This is a genomic window from Pseudonocardia sp. MH-G8, from assembly GCF_002262885.1.
In the GTDB taxonomy this organism is placed as follows: domain Bacteria; phylum Actinomycetota; class Actinomycetes; order Mycobacteriales; family Pseudonocardiaceae; genus Pseudonocardia.
Map to the genome: position 1 here is coordinate 465,200 of NZ_NKYF01000002.1, position 19,901 is coordinate 485,100.

Here is a 19,901-nt window from a genome sequence, read left to right on the forward strand (position 1 = left end):
TCGGCGTCTTCCTGCTTCCGGTCGTCCGGCGTGACGTCCATCTGCGGTCCCGCGGGGGCGGCGAGCGGCGCGACGAACCGTCAGGAAAGCGCAGAACGGTCACTCTCTGAAGACGGCGCGTAGCGTTCGGTCCAACGGATGCGACGTCCGGCGCAATTCGCCGCCACTCGTCGCGCCTGCCGATACTCCCGGCCCACTGCCCTCTCAGTTTCGCAACCCGGGCCCACAGACACCTCTTACGGTCCCCGGCCATGGAACAGCGGCTGTTGCGCGTGGGGTGGCTGAGCGTCCTCGGCGCGATCGTCGTCGGCCCGGCGCTCGCCCACCTCGTGATGCCGGAACCCGGCGGACTCTGGGATCGGCTCTCGGTGCTGACCGGCCTGCTCGCCCTCTCGGCGCTCGTCTGCGCGGCCGTGCTCCCGTCGCGGCTGCGGTCGCTGAACCGCGCGTTCGGCATCGAGTCCGTCATCGACCTGCACCGCTTCCTCGGCCTGGTCACCGCGGCTCTGGTGTTCGCCCACCTCGCGTGCGTCGTCGCCGCCGACCCCGCCAACGTCGCCCTGCTGGACCTGCTCGCGGCCCCCCGACGGGCGCAGGCCGCCACGCTCGCGACGATGGCGCTCGTCGCGCTGGCCGTGCTCGCGGTGCTGCGCAGCCGCGCCCAGCTGTCCTACGAGCTGTGGAAGTGGTCGCACCTCGCCCTCGCCGCGATGGTGCTCGGGTTCTCGGCGCTGCACGTCTGGTGGCTCGACCAGCTCGTGCGGGAGACCACGTTCGCCGCGATGCTCGGGCTGCTCGCCGCGCTGCTGGTGCTGGTGTTCGGCCACCGCTGGCTGTGGCGCCCGCTGTTCGACCCGTCGACCGAGTTCGTGGTCCGCGACGTCCGCCGGGAGAGCCCGACGGTGAGCACACTGGTGCTCGAACCCCGCTGCCGCGACGACCGGTACGCCGACGTCTGGGCGTTCGCACCGGGTCAGTTCGCCTGGCTGCGCCTGGAGCGCTCCCTGGCCGCCGAGGAGCACCCCTTCACGATCGCGTCCAGCGCGCACTCCGATGCCACCGAGTTCACGATCCGCCACGCCGGCGACTTCACCCGCGCCCTGCGCAGGCTCCCGCCGGGCGCGGCCGTCTGGGTGGACGGGCCGCACGGGGCGTTCACCAACGACGTCGGCGGGGCCGCGGGCTTCGTCATGATCGCCGGCGGCGTCGGCGTGACCCCGATGATGAGCATGCTGCGCACGGCGGCGCACCGGCGCGACCAGCGCCCGTACCGCCTCGTCGTCGTCGCGGGCGCGCCCGGCGACCTGCTGTTCCGGGCCGAGCTCGCCCAGCTGCGCCGCCACCTCGACCTGGAGGTCACCGAGGTGCTGCGCCGCCCGACGCCGGGCTGGTCCGGGCACACCGGGGAGATCGGCGTCGAACTGCTCTCCGTCGTCGCGCTCGACGGCACCCACCCCGACGACGTCGACTACTTCGTCTGCGGCCCCCCGTCCCTCGTCTCCGACGCCGTGAGCGCCCTGGACGTCCTCGGTGTCGCGCCCGGCCGCGTGCACACCGAGCAGTTCGACTTCGCTTAGAGGAAGGCCCACATGCTCCGCCGTATCCCCCGCATGCTCCGTCGCGCCGTGATCGTCGCGGTGCTCCTGGCCGTGTCCGCGTCGGTCTACCAGTCCTGGTCCACGGGCTCGCCCGGCGCGAACGGTTGGGTGCAGACCGAGTTCGGGCCGCTCGGGCCCGCCGACCGTGACCTGCTCGTGAAGGTCCGGCTGGCCGGGCTGTGGGAGGGACCGACCAGCCAGCAGGCCGAGCAGCAGGCGAGCAGCGCCGAGGTGAAGGACATAGCGCGCAAGATCTCCGCCGAGCACGCCGAGCTCGACGAGGAGGTGCGCCGGGTCGCCAACCAGCTCGGTGTGCTGCTGCCGAGCGCCCCGAGCGCGCAGCAGAACGCGTGGATGGACGAGATCTCCTCGGCAACCGGGTCCGACTACGACCGGGTGTACGTGCAGCGGCTGCGCGAGGCCCACGGTGCGGTGCTCCCGGTGATCTCCGAGGTCCGCAGCAGCACCCGCAACGACATGGTCCGCGACTTCGCCGTCACCGCCGCCGAGTTCGTCGGGCGCCACCACGACTACCTGGAGAGCACCGGACTCGTCGACTACTCGGCGCTGCCGCACCACGGGCCGGGCCTGTTCGGCGGCGGTACCGAACTGACCGACCTCCTCGTGCCGATGCTCGTGTTCCTCGCCGCCCTGCTGGCCGCGGTCGCGCTGTTCTGGGCCCTGCGCAACCGGGCGCCTGCCCCCCGCGAACGCGTCACCGTCCCACGCGCCACCGTGCCGCGCGCCGCTGCGCGCATGCCGGAGCTCGCCGCCGTGTCCGCGATCCCCGCTCCACGCGCTCCCGCGCTCGACGACACCGGGCCCATCCCGCTGGTCCCCGACGCCGCGTCCACGGACCCTGCCGACTCGGGCCCGCACCGCTCCGTGTCCTCGACCGGTTCCCGGCCGAGCGACACGGGATCCCAGCCCGCCGTGCCGGACGTCGGGTCGGCGCAGGCCGTGACCGAATCGGGAGCCCAGCGCAGCGTCTCCGCGTCCGGCTCCCACCGGCTCCCACGCTCTCGCGCCCGGCACTCGATGCGGCGCTGACCCCCTCTCCCCCCGGCGCACGCTCCCCGATTCCGCGCCATCCGGCCGGCCCCCGCCTGCCGGTGTCCGTCCCCGACCCCCGAACGGAGGACCCGTGTCCCCGAACAGCACCGCACGACACCGAGCGACCGTCCACAAGATCGCCATCTGCGCGGCCGCGCTCATCGTGACCGTCCTGCCCACGGCCTGCGGCGCCGCCTACGCCGATTCCGAGCCCGGCCACGCCGGTCACCACAGCTCCACAGCCGACGGCTCCGAGGTCGAGGTCGGGGGCGAGGACGCCGCCCAGCCGCGGCCCGATGACGAGGCCGAGGGCGCGGAGGAGGCCGAGGACGCGGGCGCCGCCGGGCAGGACGCCGCCGGGCAGGACGGCGACCAGGGCCGCGACCAGGGCCGCGACCAAGGCCGCGACCAGGGCGGCGACCAGGCCCGGGCACCCGCCGAGGAGGAGGGCGACCAGGCGGCCGCTGCCGCGCAGGGCGAGCAGGAGGAACCCCCCGCCGAGGAGGAGGGCGGCAACGGCGACGCCGCGGACGACGAGCTCGACGTGCTCGGCACCGACTGCACGAACAGCGAGCTGGAGCCGCACGACGGGTTCGAGGAGGCGCCGCGCTGCGTCTCCACGTCGTTCGGTGAGGTCGCCGCCGAGGACCAGAGCCCGTCCCTGCTCATCACCGAGGCACCGCAGTCGGTGAAGGCCTCCGAGGACTTCACGATCACGGTGAGCACCCGCAACCTCGTGCGTGACCGCTTCCTCGGCGCCGCGGCAGGCGGCTACTACAAGGAGAGCTCGTTCCTCGACGAGTCCGGCATCCAGCGCGGCCACTTCCACACGGCCTGCCGGATGCTCGACAGCACCAGCACCGCTCCCGATGCGGCTCCGAAGCCGGAGTTCTTCCTCGCCACGCAGGACAACGGCGGTGGCGCCGACGCCGACACGGTGAAGATCACTGTGGACGGCGGCATGCCGGAGTCGGGCACCGCCCAGTGCTCGGTGTGGGCGGGGGACGGGTCGCACCGGATCCCGATGATGCAGCGGGCCGACCAGACCCCGGCGATGGACGTGGTGCGGATCCCCGTGCAGTAGACCGTCTCAGCCGAGGCCGAGGTCGGCCAGGCCGAGCAGCGCTCGGTAGGGCACGCCCTCGGCCTCGATGGTCTCGCGGGCGCCGGTGTCGCGGTCCACGACGGTGGCGACACCGACGACCTCGGCCCCGGCGTCCCGCACCGCCCGCACGGCGGTGAGCACCGACGACCCGGTGGTCGAGGTGTCCTCGACCACGAGCACGCGGCGTCCGGACACGTCGGGACCCTCGATGAGCCGCTGCAACCCGTGCTGCTTGGTCGCCTTCCGGACGACGAACGCGTCGACCGGCGGGACGTCCGCGGTGGCGACGCGCTCGGCGGCCGCGGCGTGCAGCACCGCGTCGGCCACCGGGTCGGCCCCCAGGGTGAGCCCGCCGACAGCGGAGTACTCCCAGTCGGCGGTCAGCACCCGCAGCAGCTGCCCGACGAGCGGCGCGGCCCGGTGGTCCAGGGTGACGCGTCGCAGGTCGACGTAGTAGTCGGCCTCGGCCCCCGAGGAGAGGGTGACGCGCTCGTGCACGACGCCCAGCTCGCGGACCAACCCGGCGAGCTCGTCGCGTTTCACGTCGGGGTTCATCGCGCGTCCCGATCGCGGAACGCCATCAGGCGGCGCACCACCGTGCGGGGCAGCGCACCGCTGAGCGCGACCGCCGCCTTGTACTGCGGACTGGGCACGGAGAGCACCTTCCCCCTCGCCAGGTCGGCGAGGCACTCCTGGACCACTCGGTCCGGATCGAGCCAGAACGGCCCCTTGCGCGCGCCGCCGTCGATCCCGGCGCGCTCGTGGAACTCGGTACGGATAAAGCCCGGGCACAGCGCGAGCGCACGCACCCCGGTGCCTCCGAGCTGACCGGCGACGGCCTCCGTGAACGACACCACCCACGCCTTGTCGGCGCTGTAGGTCGACCCGGTGCCGGCCAGGAGCCCGAGCACGCTCGAGACGTTCACGACCCCGCCGCGCCCGCGCTCGATCATGCCGGGCAGCGCGGCACGGGTCAGGCGCAGCACCGACGTCACGTTCACGTCGAGCTGGCTCTGCAGCACCGGCACGTCGGCCCCGAGGAACGAGCCGCCGTGGGTGAACCCCGCGTTGTTGACGAGCAGGTCGACCGGTGCCGCGTCCGGATCGGAGAGGCGGCGCGCCACCCGCTCGCGGCCGTCGGCGTCGGACAGATCGGCCGGCAGCACCTCCACGACCACGCCGGCCGCGCGGTACCGGTCGGCGGCGGCCTCGAGCCGCTCGCGGTCGCGGGCGACGAGGACGAGATCGCGCCGGTCGCGCGCGAGGCGGTCGGCGAAGGCCGCACCGAGACCCGCGCTGGCGCCGGTGATCAGGGCAGTGGGCACGCCCCGACCCTACTGAGCGACCGTCAGCCCTCCTTGCGCAGGCGGACCCCGAGCCCCTGCTCGAGCGCCGTGGCGAACTCGGCCAGGTCGGCGAGCAGGTCCTGCACGCGCTCGGCGCTCGAGCCCAGCGGCGCCGTGGCCAGCACCCAGGACTCCTCGCCCCAGAGCAGCTCGACGTCGTCGCCGAGGGCGTCGGCCGCGCCGGCGAGACGCGGCGTGAGCAACGGGCGCACGGACGCGGCGTCGGAGACGAACGCGTAGCGCTCGCCCACCGGCTGCAGCAGGTCGAGCCCGGCGTCGTCGGGCAGCGGGGCCGACGGGAGCCGCAGCTCCACGGCCGCGGGCAGCTGGTCCTGCAGCTGGACGGCCACCAGGATCGACGTCAGCCGCCCGGCCTGCTCGTGGTCGAACACGTACGCCATCCGCGGCCCGTCCGGGGTCGGCACGTCGCCGCTGATCAGGTTGCGGGCCACGCCGGGCCCACCCTGGTGGATCGTGCCGTAGCGCCAGCGGCTGGGAAGCACCGGATCGGTGTCCAGGAACTCCCATTCGCGCATCGCGGCCCACCGCTTGCGGTCCTTCGCGCCGCCTCCGCGGCGGCCTTCGACCAGCAGCAGCGCCGCGCCGAGAAGCAGCGCGATCACGGCGATGACGAACCACACCGTCGACGAAAGGCCCACGGTGGACAAGCCTAGCCCCGGACGGCCCCGCTGCCCCGCAACACCACGATCACCGGGAGTGGCGGGCCCACCGGACCGCCACCTCGCCCGTCATTTCGAGGTGACCGGGAGGCCGCGGCCGACGATCAGACCGCCGGTGCCGCCCTCCGCCAGCGGGTCGAGGTCGACCCGCACCGCGTCGCCTTCGCGGACCTCACCGGCCAGCAGCTGGCGCGCCAGCTGGTCGCCGATGGCCGACTGGACCAGCCTGCGCAGCGGCCGCGCCCCGTAGACCGGGTCGAACCCGTTCATGGCGAGCCATTCGCGCCCCGCGTCGGTGACCTCCAGCGTGAGCCTGCGCCTGCCCAGCCTGCGGCGCAGCACGTCGAGCTGGATGTCGACGATCGAGGTGAGCTCCTCGGTGGACAGCGCGTGGAAGACCACCACGTCGTCGAGCCGGTTGAGGAACTCCGGCTTGAAGTGCTTCTGCACGACCGCCATGACCGCGTCCCGGCGGCCGCGGTCGTCGAGCGCCTGGTCGGCGATGACCTGCGAGCCCAGGTTGGAGGTGAGCACCAGGATCGTGTTGCGGAAATCAACCGTGCGGCCCTGCCCGTCGGTGAGCCTGCCGTCGTCGAGCACCTGCAGCAGCGTGTCGAACACGTCCGGGTGCGCCTTCTCGACCTCGTCGAACAGCACCACGCTGTACGGGCGGCGGCGCACCGACTCGGTGAGCTGCCCACCCTGGTCGTAGCCCACGTAGCCGGGAGGCGCACCGACCAGCCGGGCCACCGAGTGCTTCTCGGAGTACTCGCTCATGTCGATGCGGACCATCGCCCGCTCGTCGTCGAAGAGGAAATCCGCGAGAGCCTTGGCCAGCTCCGTCTTGCCGACGCCGGTGGGGCCGAGGAACAGGAACGATCCCGTGGGCCGGTTCTCGTCGGCGATGCCTGCACGGGCGCGCCGCACGGCGTCGGACACCGCGCGCACGGCCTCGGCCTGCCCGACCACGCGCTTGCGCAGCTCGTCCTCCATGCGCAGCAGCTTCGCCGTCTCGCCCTCGAGCATGCGACCGGCCGGGATGCCCGTCCACGCGGACACGACGTCGGCGACGTCGTCCGGGCCGACCTCCTCCTTGAGCATCACGTCGGCGTCGGGCGCGGTGACGGCGGTGGACTCGGCGAGCTTCTTCTCCAGCGCGGGGATGCGCCCGTAGCGCAGCTCCGCGGCCCGGCCCAGGTCGCCGTCGCGCTCGGCACGCTCCGACTCGCCACGCAGCGACTCCAGCTGCTCCTTCAGCTCACGCACCGACTCGATGGCCCCGCGCTCGTTCTGCCAGCGCGCGGTGAGGGCGGACAGCTGCTCGCGCTGCTCGGCCAGCTCGGCGCGCAGCGCGGCCAGGCGCTCGACGGAGGCGGCGTCGGGCTCCTGCGACAGCGCCATCTCCTCGATCTCCAGGCGGCGCACCGCGCGCTCGACCGTGTCGATCTCGACGGGCCGGGAGTCGATCTCCATCCGGAGCCGGGACGCGGCCTCGTCGACGAGGTCGATGGCCTTGTCCGGCAGGAACCTCGCAGTGATGTAGCGGTCGGACAGCGTGGCGGCGGCGACCAGCGCGGCGTCGGTGATGCGGACGCCGTGGTGCACCTCGTAGCGCTCCTTGAGCCCGCGCAGGATGCCGACGGTGTCCTCGGGGGACGGCTCGCCGACCAGCACCTGCTGGAAGCGTCGCTCCAGCGCGGCGTCCTTCTCGATGCGCTGGCGGTACTCGTCGAGCGTGGTGGCCCCGACCAGCCGCAGCTCGCCGCGAGCCAGCATCGGCTTGATCATGTTGCCCGCGTCCATCGCGCCCTCGCCGCTGGCGCCCGCCCCGACGATCGTGTGCAGCTCGTCGATGAAGGTGACGATCTCGCCCGCGCTGTCGGTGATCTCCTTCAGCACGGCCTTGAGCCGCTCCTCGAACTCGCCGCGGTACTTCGCGCCCGCGACCATCGCCCCGAGGTCGAGCGAGACCACCCGCTTGCCACGCAGCGACTCCGGCACGTCGCCGGCCACGATGCGCTGGGCGAGGCCCTCGACGATCGCGGTCTTGCCGACGCCGGGCTCGCCGATCAGCACGGGGTTGTTCTTGGTGCGGCGCGACAGCACCTGCACGACGCGGCGGATCTCGGTGTCGCGCCCGATCACCGGGTCGAGGTCGCCGGAGCGGGCCCGGGCGGTGAGGTCGACGCCGTACTTCTCCAGCGCCTGGTAGGTGCCCTCGGGATCGGGGCTCGTGACCCGGGTCGAGCCGCGGACCTTCGAGAAGGCCTCGCGCAGCGCGTCGGCCGTGGCACCGTGGCGACCCAGCAGGTCGGCCACCTGGCTGCCGGACGTGGCGAGCCCGACCAGCAGGTGCTCGGTGGAGACGTACTCGTCACCCATCTCCGTGGCCAGCTGCTGGGCCGCGTTGATCGCGGCCAGCGCGGCGCGCGAGAGCTGCGGCGCGCTCACCGTGGAACCGGACGCCGACGGCAGCCGGTTGCCCAGCTGCGTGAGCTCGGCGCGCACGGCTGCGGCATCGGCACCGACGGCGGCCAGCAGCGGCGCGGCGATCCCGTCGCCCTGGGCGAGGAGCGCACCCAGCAAGTGGGTGGGGCCGACGTCGGGGTTGCCGGCCAGCGCCGCGGCCTGCGCCGCGGCCGAGATCGCCTGTTGCGTCTTCGTGGTGGGGTTGAAGGAATCCATCCCCTCGGGTCCTCCTGCGTCGGGTCGGGCGGGCACCATCGTGCCCTGTCGAGAAGAACAACGTCAGGAAAGTTGAGCGTGTTCCGCTCAAGGCGGTCGGATCGTCACCCATCGGTGATACTGCCGCCGATGCCTGATGACGTGCTCCTGACCAGTCTGCTCACCGCCGTCGACGCCGCCCCCGACGACGTCCCGCTGCGGCTGCACGTCGCCGCGCTCCTCGCCGACCACGGCCGGCCGACCGACGCCCTGCAGCACTGCAGCCACGCGCTCACCCGCGACCCCGGGAACCCCGACGCGCTGGCCCTGCTGCAGCGGGTCACGGCCGCGATGGCGAGCCCCACCGCCCCGCTGCCCGTCACACCTGCGGCACCACCACGGCCCGCGCCGCAGCGCCTGCGCGGCTTCGACTGGGCCCAGGCCGAGGAGCAGGTCGCGGGGATCGAAGAGCCCGTCCCCGCCGGGGACGACGCGCCGTCGCCCGTGGTCGAGGACATCGAGCGGCCCGCCGTCCGGCTGACCGACGTGGGCGGCATGCAGCAGGTCAAGGAGCGGTTGGAGCTGGCCTTCCTCGGGCCCATGCGCAACCCGGCGCTCGCCAAGGCGTTCGGCAAGAGCCTGGGAGGCGGCCTGCTGCTCTACGGCCCGCCCGGGTGCGGCAAGACCTTCCTCGCGAAGGCGGTGGCGGGCGAGCTCGGCGCGAGCTTCTTCAGCATCGGGGTCTCCGACGTGCTCGACATGTACACCGGCCAGAGCGAGCGCAACCTCGCCCGGATCTTCGCCGAGGCCCGCCGCCACGCCCCCTGCGTGCTGTTCTTCGACGAGCTCGACGCGCTCGGCCAGAAGCGCTCCCACCTCACGCACTCCAGCAGCATGCGCAACACCGTCAACCAGATGCTGACGGAGCTGGACTCGGTGGCCGCCGACAACGAGGGCGTCTTCGTGCTGGGGGCCACCAACCACCCTTGGGACATCGACAGCGCGCTGCGCAGGCCCGGCCGCTTCGACCGCATGGTGCTCGTGCTCCCGCCCGACGCGACGGCCCGCGCCGCGATCCTGCGCTACCACCTGCGGGACCGGCCGGTGGCGGAGGTCAACCTCGACCGGCTCGTCAAGATCACCGAGCACTTCTCCGGCGCCGACCTGGCGCACGTCTGCACCACCGCAGCCGAACGCGGTCTCGCGCTGTCGATGCGCGACGGCCGGATGCACGCGCTCACCACCAAGGACCTCGAGATGGCCGTCAAGGAGGTCCGGCCGAGCACGGGGCCGTGGTTCGCCACGGCGCGCAACGTCGTCGCCTTCGCCAACACCGACGGCGAGTACGACGACCTGTCGGTGTACCTGCGGAAGAACAAGAAGCTGTGACCACCGCCCCGAACACCGCAGGGGCGCTGGAGCGCGCGGAGGGCCTGCGGCAGCTCGGGCGGCTCGACGAGGCGGAGCAGACGCTGCGCGGTGCGCTGGCCGCCGAACCCGACGACCCGGACCTGCTGGGTGCGCTGGGATGGGTGCTCCACGCCGCCGACCGGCACGTCGACGGCCTGGCGGCCGCGGAGGCCGCCACCGCCCGGGCCCCCGAGGACGCCCGCCACCACCTCCTGCGGGCCGTGCTGCACTCCGCGCTCGAGCGGCACGACGACGCCGTCGCCGCCGTCGGCACGGCGGGCTCGCTCGCCCCGCAGGATCCCGGGACCGCCCGGACCCGCGCTCGCGTCCTCGCCGCCGCCGGCAGGCTGCGCGAGGCAGGCGACGCCGCCCGCCACGCCGTGGCGCTCGCCCCCGAGTCCTCGGTCGCGCACCTCCTGCTCGCCGACATCGCCGACGACCTCGGGGACCGGCGGACCGCGCGCCGCGCCTACGAGGAGTCGCTACGGCTGGACCCGCAGAACGCCGTCGCCCGCCACGACCTGGCCGTGCTGGACGCGAACACGCGCCACCCGGCACGGGCGCTGCGCGGGCTCGTCGAGGCCGGGACGCTGGACCCCACGCTGCCGATCGTGCTGCAGACGATCACGGTGGTGCTCTGGAAGCTGTCGTGGCGGCTGCGGATGCTGTTCGTCGTGGCGACGGTCGCCTGCGTCGCCGCCGCGGGTCCCACCCCGGACGCCTCGACCTGGTCGGCGCGCATCGCGGCCACCATCGCGGTGCTCGTGATCGGCCTGCTGGTGTGGCGCACCATCCGCACCCTGCCCGAACGGACCCGCCCCGCCGTGCGGGCCGCTCTGCGCGCCGACGGTCCGCTCCGCCTCACCTACCTGGCGATCGTGGCGTGCGCGGTCCTGTTCCTCGCCGTGGCCGTGACCGGGATCGGCCTGTTCGCCGCGCTGGTGTGGCTCGTGCTCGGCCTGCTCGGGGTGCTGGCGCTGGTCGTCGGGCTCGCGCGCCGGTTCCGGCGGGCCTGACCCGCCCGACGTCAACGGGGGCGCAGGGTCCGCGAGCTCCCCCCGCCGAGGTGCGTGGTGCTGGGGAAGCGCCTGCGCGCGGCATGCGGACGCGGGCGCCAGCGCGGCGTCTGCTTGGCCCCGAAGTAGTCGCCGCCCTTGCGGCCCGGGTCGTCGGTGCCCCACTCGCGCTTCTCGTGCACCCGGGCCATGCGGGGAATGTGCTTGCGGCAGTGGACGTAGGCCTCCTCGACGTCCACGACGACCCACCGCTCCACCCGCGGACCCTGGCCGAGGTCGGCCGGGACCTGCGGGAACGCCACTGTGAAGTCGGCACCCTCCACGATGCGGGCAGCGCCGTTGACGTGCAGCCCGATCAGGTCCTGGACGAAGTCGACCATCAGCAGGCCGACGTGGCAGTTCTCCGCGATGTTGCCCAGGCTCGCGTGCACCCCGTTGCCGCGGTACTCGGGGTAGGCGAGCGTCCGGGCGTCGAGCACGCGGATGAAGCCGGGCGGCCCCGCCCGCAGCGACGCGTCGCACTCGCCCCTGCCGTCGGCGGAGGCGACGAAGACCATCTCCATCCGCTGCACGAAGGCCATCATGGTCGGCAACAGCCGGTCCCGGAGCTGGTCGGCGTAGAAGCGCCGAGCGCGCGTCTCCGTGCCGTAAGCGCATTGGAGCTCGTGCTCACCCCCCGACCCCGGGAGGGGATCATGCTCTACGGACGGTGACGGCACGTCCACGGAACGCTGAACGGTCACCGAACGGGTGCCAGCGAGGGGCTGGGTGTGCGGAGCCACCCCACCACCGTGCCATCCTCGGGCTCGAGAGTCACCGGATGGCGTTGCGCGCGATAGGCTGGCGCCCCGGGACCCCGTCCCCGCTCCCCGTCCGTCGAGCAGGAAGAGCCGGCCTCCATGACCGCTGACCAGTTGCTCACCGCAGGCCTTCCGAGCATCGGTGAGTCCCGCGGCGAGGAGTCGGGGCGGATGCGGCTCATCAAGGACAGCTGGGCGGCCGCCGAGTCGCACAGCGACGAGATGGGACGGCTGTTCTACGCCACGCTGTTCCGGATCGCGCCCGAGACGCGCGACCTGTTCCCGGTGCACATGGAGGTCCAGCGCAGCCGGCTGATGCGGGCGCTCGTGCACTTCGTGCAGATGGTCGACCAGCCCGAGGACCTCGTGCCGTTCCTCGAGCAGCTCGGTCGCGACCACCGCAAGTTCGGTGTCGTCGCGCAGCACTACGACGCCGTGGGCCAGGCCCTGATCGGCGCCATCCGCGCCCACGCCGGCGAGTCGTGGACCCCCCAGGTGCACGAAGCCTGGACCGGCGCCTACGCCGACCTCGCCACCGCGATGCGCACCGCCGCGCAGGCCGAGCGCGGCCCGGCGTCCTGGCTGGGACGCGTGGTCGAGCACACGCGCGTCGGCTGGGACCTCGCCATGATCACCCTCCAGACCCCCGAACCCGTCCCGTACCGAGCCGGGCAGTACGTGAGCGTCGAGACACCGCAACGGCCCCGCCTGTGGCGCTACCTCTCGCCCGCCAACTCCCCCCGCGAGGACGGCACGCTCGAGTTCCACGTCCGCGCCGTCGACGGCGGATGGGTCAGCCGCGCGATCGTCGCCCACTCCCAGATCGGCGACACCTGGCGCATCGGACCACCCATGGGTCGCATGCACGTCGACCCCTCGTCCGAACGCGAGCTGCTGATGGTCACCGGCGGCACCGGCATGGCGCCGATCAAGGCCCTGCTCGAGGACATCGCACAGCGCCCGGAGCAGCCCCGCACCCAGGTCTTCGTGGGCGGTCGCACCTGGGAGGACCTCTACGACTTCGCCAGCCTGCGCAAGTTCTCCTACAGCAACACCTGGGTCGACGTGATCCCGGTCGTCGAGGACGACGAGGGCGCCACCGGCGCCGAGCGCGGCACCCTGGCCGACGTCGTCACCCGCTACGGCGCCTGGTCCGACCACGACGTGCTGGTCTGCGGCTCGCCCGCGATGATCCGCGCCACCGTCTCCCGCATGCTCGTGGCCGGCACGCCGCTGGACCGGATCAAGTACGACCCGTTCACGATGGACTAGTGGCTGGTCCGTCCGGGACGACAACGAATGTCTGATCCCACCCTGGTGAGCAGTGACTCGGCGGACTGGGCGCCCGTCGTGCCGGACATGGTGGCGCACATCATCGACCAGCTCGGTCCCAGCCTCCCCGAAGGCCTCGCGCTCCTCGCTACCCCTCACATCGCGCTCCTGACCACGAGCGGAAGACCACACGTGGTGGCCACGCAAGCAGTCCGCATTCCTGCAGCCGTCACCCGGCAAGATCTGGCCGACATCGCGGCGAACGTCCTTGCGGACGTACAGGACCTCGTGAGCGGCCATCTCGCCACACCGTGGCCCCTCACAGATACAGGATTCGGCACTCACCCCGTAGCCGACCTCGTAGGCACGTCTTTGAGGATGCGCTTTTCGGCGCGGAACGCGACCGAAGACCAATCGATTCGTCTGCAGCCCTACTCGATACCGGAGGACCCGCCGGAGTTCGTCCTTTCCGGCTAACCGACGCGAATGAGAACAGTCAGGAGGGGCTGATCACCCTCAGCCCGGCAGCACGTGCGGCCGCCGCCAACCGGTTGTCATAGGTCACGAAGCCTGTGCCCACGGACGCGAGTTCGAGTGCCGACACCAGGTGGATGGCATCCAGCGTCCGCAGCATCGGGAGTTCGAGTGCACCGGCCCGAGCCAGCAGGTCACGATCGATCGAGACCTGCGCGATCGCGTCCAGAACGTCATCAGCCTCGGCGAGCTCCGCAGCGAGCTCAGCCGCGTCGATGAGCGCTCCCTGATCGTTGTGATTGCTTCGCCGGACCGCCCTGAGCACCTCTGCCTGGGCGAGCTCCGACGTGACGACGAGCTCGTCACCCCGCTCGTCCAACCATGCCTGGAGTGCGTCCGACCCGTCCTCGTCACGGATCAACTTGACCAGCGCGCACGAGTCGAGGTAGATCACCGGTCCTCGTCGCCCCGAAGCTGCTCGATCGTCTCGCCGAGAGGACGGACTCCCGGCCGGCGCGGCCGCGGCCGGCGGCCGGTCAGCCCGCCCGGGCGTCCCAGCCGGAGCTTTCCACGAGCAACGAGGTCCTCGACGCGCTGCTCGTCCTCACTGGCCGGGACCAGCCAGCCGACGAGGCGGCCGCCGCTGGTCAGGCGGCCGACGGCTCCGGCGGCCGCGAGCTCTGCGACGACCTTTCCGGCGTTGCGCAGCTCGCGGATCGCGATCTCCCGCTCGGGCGACCGCGGGTGGGGGACCGACACTTCATCGGACATGACAGACAGAATAGCCCGGTGTCGGTCAGGGTGTCAGGACCGGCGCTTCGGCTTCCAGACCACCAGCGCCTGCCTCCGGTCCACCGGCACCAGGTCGCGCCGGTAGGACGCGTGCACCGAGGCCGCGGCCTGCTCGGCGGAGGCACGGGCGGCGTCGAGCTCCTGCGCCATCTCCTCGAGGCGGGCGCGGAGCTCGTCGACGAGCTGCTCCAGCTCGATGATCCGCTTGACGCCGGCGAGGTTGACGCCCTCCTCCTGGGAGAGCCGCTGCACCTCGCGCAGCAGGGCGATGTCGCGCGGCGAGTAGCGGCGACCGCCGCCGGCCGACCGGCCGGGGCGGACGAGCCCCAGCCGGTCGTAGCTGCGCAGGGTCTGCGCGTGCAGTCCGGCCAGCTCGGCGGCCACCGAGATGACGAACACCGGGCTGTCCATGTTGGTACCGGGCGGGAGCCCGGGACCACCGCTGGTCATCGCGAACCTCCGAGCAGGTCGGCGCGCGGGTCGATCTCCTTCGTGGCCTCGGCGTAGGCCTGCAACGCCTCGGTGGCGGGGTCGTCCAGGCGCGCCGGAACCGCCACCTCGACGGTGACGAGCAGGTCACCGGACTTCCCCCGGCGCTGCACGCCACGGCCCCGGACCCGGAAGGTGCGCCCACTCGCCGTGCCCGCGGGGATCTTCAGGGACACGGTGGAATCGAGAGTGGGCACCGTGACCGTGCTGCCGAGCACCAACTCCGGGTAGGTGACGGGGACGGTCAACGTGAGGTCGTCGGCGTTGCGTTCGGACCGGCCGAACAACCGGTGCGGGGTGACGTTGACCTTCACGTACAGGTCACCCGCCGGAGCGCCGCCCCGGCCGGGCTCGCCCTGCCCCTTCAGACGCACCTGCTGGCCGCCCTGCACACCCGCGGGGACGCGCACGGTGAGCGTGCGGGTGCGGGTGCTCACGCCGTCGCCGCCGCACTCCGAGCACGGGTCGTCGATGATCCGGCCCGTGCCGCGGCAGTCGCGGCACGGCTCGGAGAACGCGAACGCGCCCTGGCTGCGGCTCACGAGCCCCACCCCGGAACAGGTGGGGCAGGTGCGCGGCGTGCTACCCGGCCGGGCGCCGGTGCCACCGCAACGCTCGCACCGTCCCGGCGCGGACAGCCGCAGCTGCACCTCGGCGCCGCGCACGGCGTCGACGAAGTCGATCCGCAGCTCGCTCTCGACGTCGGCGCCGCGCTGCGAGCGCGGAGCCGTGGTCTGGCCGGCACCCCGGTTGGCGAACAGGCCACCGAGGATGTCGCCCAGCCCGCCGGCACCCGTACCGCCGGCGCCGGGCCCGGCGGCACCGGCGCGGGCGAACAGGTCGTTCAGATCGAACCCCTGCCCGCCTGCGCCGCTGCCGAACCCGCCGGGGAACCCCCCGCCAGGGCCGAACCCGCCACCGCCTGCGAAGAGCGCGCGCGTCTCGTCGTACTCGCGGCGCTTCTTCTCGTCGGACAGCACCCCGTACGCCTCGGACACGGCCTTGAAGCGGGCCTCGGCCTTGGCGTCACCGGGGTTGGCGTCCGGGTGCAGCTCGCGCGCGAGCTTCCGGTACGCCTTCTTGACCTCGTCCGCCGAGGCGTCGGAGGCGACGCCCAGCTCGCGGTAGAAGTCCTTCTCGATCCAGTCCCGCTGGGTCACTCCGCCTCCTCCGTGCGACTCAGGGCTCTACGGCCGGATCGGGTTCGGGCGACACCGGGTCCTGCGCGGGCTCGGTCAGCGTGCCGTCGTCGGCGCGGTCCACCACCGTGACCATCGCCGGCCGCAGCACGCGGTCGGCGATGCGGTAGCCACGCCGCAGCACCGCGGAGACCACGGTGACCGTGGGCCCCTCGTCGGTGCCGGCCTCGTGCTGCACGGCCTCGTGGACCGACGGGTCGAAGAGTTCGCCCACCGATCCGAACGGCTCGAGACCGAGCTTCTGGACGACGGCCACCAGCTTGTCGCCGACGGACTTGAATGCACCGGTGAGGTCGCCGTGGGACTCCGCGCGGTCGAGGTCGTCCAGCACGGTGAGCAGCTCGGAGACGAACTGCACCCGCGCACCGACCAGCACGCTCTCCCGGTCGCGGTCCACCCGTCGCCGGTAGTTGGCGTACTCGGCGCTCACCCGCTGCAGGTCGGCCGTGCGTTCGGCGACCTGGGCGGCGAGCTCCGCGGACGCGACGGCGTCGGGCCCGACGGGCTGCTCGGGCTCGCCGGCCTCGGGAGCGTCCCCGGCCGGCTCACCGACCGGGGCCCGCACCTCGCCGGTCACCGGGTCGATCCGGCGCCGGTCCCGGACCACGACCCGCTCACCGTCGCCGTGCTCGGCGCTCTCGTTGCGGTTGTCGTGGTCGTTCACTTCTTGTCCTTCTCCTCGTCGACGATCTCGGCGTCCACCACGTCATCGGCGTTGTCCTGCGCCTGCTGCTCCTGGCCGGCGTCGGCACCAGGAGCGGCACCCTCGGCGCCCGGCTGCTGGTAGAGGGCGGAGCCCATCTTCTGCGACTCGGTGGCGAGCTTCTCCATCGCCGCCTTGATGGCGTCGGTGTAGGTGCCCTTCAGCGCCGTCTGCGCCTCGCCGAGCGCGCCGTTCACCGAGTCCTTGACGTCGGCGGGCAGCTTCTCGTCGTTCTCCTTGACGAACTTCTCCGTCTGGTAGACGAGCGACTCGGCCTGGTTGCGGACCTCGGCCTCCTCGCGCCGCTGCTTGTCCTCCTCGGCGTGCTGCTCGGCCTCGCGCATCATCCGGTCGATCTCGTCCTTGCCCAGGGCGGACCCGCCGGTGATCTGCATCGACTGCTCCTTGCCCGTGCCCAGGTCCTTGGCGGACACGTGCACGATGCCGTTGGCGTCGATGTCGAACGAGACCTCGATCTGCGGCACGCCGCGCGGGGCGGGCGGCAGACCCGTGAGCTCGAACATGCCGAGCTTCTTGTTGTAGGCCGCGATCTCGCGCTCGCCCTGGAACACCTGGATCTGCACGGACGGCTGGTTGTCGTCGGCCGTGGTGAAGATCTCCGACCGCTTGGTGGGGATCGTGGTGTTGCGCTCGATGAGCTTGGTCATCACGCCGCCCTTGGTCTCGATGCCCAGGGACAGCGGGGTGACGTCGAGCAGCAGGACGTCCTTGACCTCACCGCGCAGCACACCGGCCTGCAGGGCGGCGCCGACGGCGACGACCTCGTCCGGGTTCACACCCTTGTTGGGCTCCTTGCCGCCGGTGAGCTCCTTGACGAGCTCGGTGACGGCGGGCATGCGGGTGGAACCGCCGACGAGCACCACGTGGTCGATCTGGCCGACGGAGATGCCGGCGTCCTTGACCACCTGGTTGAACGGCGCGCGGGTGCGGTCGAGCAGGTCGGAGGTGATCCGCTGGAACTCGGCGCGCGAGAGCGTCTCGTCGAGGAACAGCGGGTTCTTCTCCGCGTCGACGGTGATGTAGGGCAGGTTGATCGTGGCCGTCGACTGGCTCGACAGCTCGATCTTCGCCTTCTCCGCGGCCTCACGCAGCCGCTGCATCGCCATCTTGTCCTTGGTGAGGTCGATGCCCTGGCTGTTCTTGAACTTCTCGACGAGCCAGCTGATGACCCGCTCGTCCCAGTCGTCGCCACCGAGGTGGTTGTCGCCGTTGGTGGCCTTCACCTCGACGACGCCCTCGCCGATCTCCAGCAGCGACACGTCGAACGTGCCACCGCCGAGGTCGAAGACGAGGATCGTCTGCTCCTTCTCGCCCTTGTCGAGGCCGTAGGCGAGGGCGGCCGCGGTGGGCTCGTTGACGATGCGCAGGACGTTGAGGCCCGCGATCTGGCCGGCCTCCTTGGTGGCCTGACGCTGGGCGTCTTCGAAGTACGCGGGCACGGTGATCACCGCGTCGGTGATGTCCTCGCCCAGGTAGGACTCCGCGTCGCGCTTCAGCTTCTGCAGCACGCGGGCGCTGATCTCCTGCGCCGAGTACTTCTTGCCGTCGACGTCATCGGTGGCCCAGCCGGTGCCGATGTGGCGCTTGACCGAACGGATGGTCCGGTCCACGTTCGTCACGGCCTGGTTCTTCGCCGACTGCCCGACGAGCACCTCGCCGTTGCGGGCGAATGCCACGACGGACGGGGTGGTGCGCGCGCCCTCCGAGTTGGCGATGACCGTCGGCTCGCCTCCTTCGAGGACGGCGACGACGGAGTTGGTGGTCCCGAGGTCGATGCCGACCGCACGAGCCATGGTGTGTGCCTCCGAGGTAGATCTGTGTAGCTTGAGTTCGGTTCGCTCAAGTCTGCCACGGCGCCGCTCGGGCGATCACGCCACCCTTGAGCCTGCCCCGCTCAACTTGTCTGCCCGTCCAACGCGCCACCTGGCAGTTCTGTTCCCGCGCCGCCGCCGTGCGCGGACAGTGGCGTTCGTCGCACCCGAGTCACGACGGGAGAGCGGGTCGCGACCGGAAGGCGCCAGACCCGGGCGTACGAGGCTGCTGGGCTGTCCTCATGGCCACGCTCCCGACCGCCGCCGATACCGGATCCGCCGCAACGCGACCGCCTCTGAACGGCTGGCTCGCGGTGCTGGCCGTCATGATGGGGATCTTCGCCATCGTCACCACGGAGATCCTCCCGATCGGGCTGCTGACCCCGATCGGCCGCACGTTCGGGATCTCCGCGGGCACCGCGGGTCTGACGATGACGGTGCCCGGGATCCTCGCGGCCCTCGCCGCGCCCGCCATGACCGTGGCGACCGCGTCGCTCGACCGGCGCCGCGTGCTGTGCGCGCTGATGGTCGTCCTCGCCGTGGCCGACCTGCTCGCGGCCACGGCACCCGCCTACTGGGTGATGGTGGTGTCCCGGGTGCTCGTCGGCGTCGTCATCGGCGCGTTCTGGTCGGTCGGCGCGGGTCTCGCCGCCCGGCTCGTCCCCGATCGGCACGCGGGCCGCGCCACCACCGTGATCTTCGCCGCGGTGCCGCTCGGGTCGGTGCTCGGCGTCCCGGCGGGCACGTTCCTCGGCACGCTCGCGGGCTGGCGGGCGGCGTTCGTGGTGATGGGGCTGCTCACGGTCGGGGTCGTCGTCGCGCTCCTCGTGTTCCTGCCGGCGCTCCCACCGCAGACCCCCACCCGCCTGTCCGTGCTCAGGACGGTGCTGCGCGGCTCGGCCACACGGGTGGGCCTGCTCGTGACCTTGCTGGTGGTCTCCGCGCACTTCGGCACCTACACCTACGTCACGCCCTTCCTCGAGGACGTCACGCGCGCGGCTCCCGCATCGATCACGGCCTACCTGCTCGTCTACGGTGCGGCCGGCCTCGCCGGGAACTTCGCAGGTGGGCTCGCCGTCGCCCGCGCCCCGAGCGGCACGTTCTGCGTGGCCGCGGCGGCACTGGCCGCGGCCACCATGCTGCTCCCGGTGTTCGGGCGCACCGACGTCGGCGCCGTCGCCCTGCTGGTCGTCTGGGGGCTCGCCTACGGTGCGGTGCCCGTCTGCTCCCAGACGTGGTTCGTCACGGCGGCGCCCCACGCCCCCGAAGCGGCGACCGTGCTGTTCACCTCGTCCTTCCAGGCCACGATCGCTCTCGGGGCGCTGTTGGGCGGCGTCGTCGTCGACGCGGCATCGACGTCCGCGGTGATGGTGGCGGGCGGGACCGTCGCCCTGCTGGTGCCCCTCGCCCTCGGGCTGTTCCGGCTCCGCGGTCCCGCCCATCCGTGACGGGGCGCGCCGCCGCTGCA

Annotated in this window: 19 protein-coding genes; 8 read left to right on the plus strand and 11 right to left on the minus strand. The window is 72.6% G+C overall.

Going from position 1 to position 19,901, the window contains the following annotated elements; all coding sequences use genetic code 11:
• Nucleotides 1-251 precede the first annotated feature (251 nt).
• From CFP66_RS09210 to CFP66_RS09220, 3 genes are all read left to right on the plus strand, one after another.
• A complete protein-coding gene (locus CFP66_RS09210; RefSeq protein WP_094922161.1) occupies nt 252-1,577 on the plus strand; it encodes a ferric reductase-like transmembrane domain-containing protein in 1,326 nt (441 codons plus the stop codon).
• 12 nt (nt 1,578-1,589) lie between these two features.
• Nucleotides 1,590-2,648 (plus strand): DUF4142 domain-containing protein, encoded by a 1,059-nt coding sequence (locus CFP66_RS09215; RefSeq protein WP_094922163.1) that lies wholly within the window; start codon nt 1,590-1,592, stop codon nt 2,646-2,648.
• 94 nt (nt 2,649-2,742) lie between these two features.
• Nucleotides 2,743-3,735: a hypothetical protein gene (locus CFP66_RS09220; RefSeq protein ID WP_094922164.1), complete on the plus strand. Its 993-nt coding sequence runs from the start codon at nt 2,743-2,745 to the stop codon at nt 3,733-3,735.
• 6 nt (nt 3,736-3,741) lie between these two features.
• Here CFP66_RS09220 and pyrE read toward each other — a convergent pair whose 3' ends face one another.
• From pyrE to clpB, 4 genes are all read right to left on the minus strand, one after another.
• Nucleotides 3,742-4,311 (minus strand): orotate phosphoribosyltransferase, encoded by a 570-nt coding sequence (gene pyrE / locus CFP66_RS09225; RefSeq protein WP_094922166.1) that lies wholly within the window; start codon nt 4,309-4,311, stop codon nt 3,742-3,744.
• Entirely contained in the window at nt 4,308-5,081 is a 774-nt protein-coding gene (locus CFP66_RS09230; protein WP_094922168.1) for an SDR family oxidoreductase, read from the minus strand. The genes pyrE and CFP66_RS09230 overlap by 4 nt, the downstream gene beginning before the upstream one ends.
• Nucleotides 5,082-5,104: 23 nt before the next feature.
• Nucleotides 5,105-5,761: a hypothetical protein gene (locus CFP66_RS09235; RefSeq protein WP_094922412.1), complete on the minus strand. Its 657-nt coding sequence runs from the start codon at nt 5,759-5,761 to the stop codon at nt 5,105-5,107.
• A gap of 90 nt (nt 5,762-5,851) precedes the next feature.
• On the minus strand, nt 5,852-8,467 hold the full coding sequence (gene clpB / locus CFP66_RS09240; protein ID WP_094922169.1) for an ATP-dependent chaperone ClpB: 2,616 nt from the start codon (nt 8,465-8,467) through the stop codon (nt 5,852-5,854).
• 129 nt (nt 8,468-8,596) lie between these two features.
• Here clpB and CFP66_RS09245 point away from each other — a divergent pair, with 129 nt between their 5' ends.
• Nucleotides 8,597-9,835, plus strand: a complete 1,239-nt coding sequence (locus CFP66_RS09245; RefSeq protein WP_094922171.1) for a 26S protease regulatory subunit — start codon at nt 8,597-8,599, stop codon at nt 9,833-9,835.
• The gene (locus CFP66_RS09250) at nt 9,832-10,872 is read left to right on the plus strand and encodes a tetratricopeptide repeat protein (RefSeq protein WP_094922172.1); all 1,041 of its coding nucleotides are present in this window, start codon (nt 9,832-9,834) and stop codon (nt 10,870-10,872) included. The genes CFP66_RS09245 and CFP66_RS09250 overlap by 4 nt, the downstream gene beginning before the upstream one ends.
• 11 nt (nt 10,873-10,883) lie before the next feature.
• Here CFP66_RS09250 and CFP66_RS09255 read toward each other — a convergent pair whose 3' ends face one another.
• Nucleotides 10,884-11,453, minus strand: coding sequence for a pyridoxamine 5'-phosphate oxidase family protein (locus tag CFP66_RS09255; protein WP_369804999.1), 570 nt, complete (start codon nt 11,451-11,453; stop codon nt 10,884-10,886).
• Nucleotides 11,454-11,771: 318 nt separating this feature from the next.
• Here CFP66_RS09255 and CFP66_RS09260 point away from each other — a divergent pair, with 318 nt between their 5' ends.
• Both CFP66_RS09260 and CFP66_RS09265 read left to right on the plus strand, forming a co-directional pair.
• Nucleotides 11,772-12,944 (plus strand): globin domain-containing protein, encoded by a 1,173-nt coding sequence (locus CFP66_RS09260; protein WP_094922175.1) that lies wholly within the window; start codon nt 11,772-11,774, stop codon nt 12,942-12,944.
• A 27-nt stretch (nt 12,945-12,971) separates the two neighbouring features.
• The gene (locus CFP66_RS09265) at nt 12,972-13,421 is read left to right on the plus strand and encodes a hypothetical protein (RefSeq protein ID WP_094922177.1); all 450 of its coding nucleotides are present in this window, start codon (nt 12,972-12,974) and stop codon (nt 13,419-13,421) included.
• 19 nt (nt 13,422-13,440) lie between these two features.
• On the opposite strand, the gene CFP66_RS09270 is transcribed toward CFP66_RS09265, so the two are convergent.
• The 6 genes from CFP66_RS09270 to dnaK are packed head-to-tail and all read right to left on the minus strand — an operon-like array spanning nt 13,441 to nt 18,415.
• Nucleotides 13,441-13,872: a type II toxin-antitoxin system VapC family toxin gene (locus CFP66_RS09270; protein WP_094922178.1), complete on the minus strand. Its 432-nt coding sequence runs from the start codon at nt 13,870-13,872 to the stop codon at nt 13,441-13,443.
• On the minus strand, nt 13,869-14,189 hold the full coding sequence (locus CFP66_RS09275; protein WP_143517186.1) for a hypothetical protein: 321 nt from the start codon (nt 14,187-14,189) through the stop codon (nt 13,869-13,871). The genes CFP66_RS09270 and CFP66_RS09275 overlap by 4 nt, the downstream gene beginning before the upstream one ends.
• A 33-nt stretch (nt 14,190-14,222) precedes the next feature.
• Complete coding sequence (locus CFP66_RS09280) at nt 14,223-14,660, minus strand: heat shock protein transcriptional repressor HspR (RefSeq protein WP_094922180.1); 438 nt, start codon at nt 14,658-14,660, stop codon at nt 14,223-14,225.
• Nucleotides 14,657-15,859 carry a molecular chaperone DnaJ gene (dnaJ, locus tag CFP66_RS09285; protein WP_094922181.1) on the minus strand — a complete coding sequence of 401 codons (1,203 nt, stop codon included), beginning with the start codon at nt 15,857-15,859 and terminating at the stop codon, nt 14,657-14,659. Before dnaJ ends, CFP66_RS09280 begins: the two co-directional genes overlap by 4 nt.
• 19 nt (nt 15,860-15,878) lie before the next feature.
• Nucleotides 15,879-16,562 carry a nucleotide exchange factor GrpE gene (grpE, locus tag CFP66_RS09290; RefSeq protein ID WP_094922182.1) on the minus strand — a complete coding sequence of 228 codons (684 nt, stop codon included), beginning with the start codon at nt 16,560-16,562 and terminating at the stop codon, nt 15,879-15,881.
• The gene (dnaK, locus tag CFP66_RS09295) at nt 16,559-18,415 is read right to left on the minus strand and encodes a molecular chaperone DnaK (RefSeq protein ID WP_094922184.1); all 1,857 of its coding nucleotides are present in this window, start codon (nt 18,413-18,415) and stop codon (nt 16,559-16,561) included. The genes grpE and dnaK overlap by 4 nt, the downstream gene beginning before the upstream one ends.
• Before the next feature lie 260 nt (nt 18,416-18,675).
• Here dnaK and CFP66_RS09300 point away from each other — a divergent pair, with 260 nt between their 5' ends.
• Nucleotides 18,676-19,881 (plus strand): MFS transporter, encoded by a 1,206-nt coding sequence (locus CFP66_RS09300; protein WP_094922186.1) that lies wholly within the window; start codon nt 18,676-18,678, stop codon nt 19,879-19,881.
• Nucleotides 19,882-19,901: the final 20 nt, after the last annotated feature.